This window comes from Shewanella sp. 1180_01 (assembly GCF_052850535.1).
In genome coordinates this window covers 1-259 of the sequence record NZ_VXCT01000225.1, presented here as the reverse complement: position 1 = coordinate 259, position 259 = coordinate 1, and the positions used below count along the sequence as shown (strand labels likewise).

The following is a 259-nucleotide window of genomic DNA, read 5'->3' as shown; positions in this document are numbered from 1 at the left end:
GCCAGTAACACTTGATAAGGCACGTTGCCTTGCGCAGCGTATTGGTCATATTCAGGGCAGCGAGTAACTGACATATCATCTTCAAAGGTCAGATTGAGTTCGCCCGCACCTATGCGGCGAGCGGCGGCAGCATGTTGATGAAACACAATGCACGCGGCGCCCTCGCAATGTTCTTGTACTTGAAACGCTTTAATCTTGGGTGTGCTCATGCTGCTTCTCCTTTTATCCTGAGTTTTGATTCTGCGTTGAGTGCGAATAC

At 49.8% G+C, this 259-nt stretch carries 1 pseudogene; it reads right to left on the bottom strand.

The features are described 5' to 3' along the window. Nucleotides 1-209: pseudogene (locus tag FW758_RS24965) on the bottom strand (hypothetical protein); the annotation flags it as partial. Nucleotides 210-259: the final 50 nt, after the last annotated feature.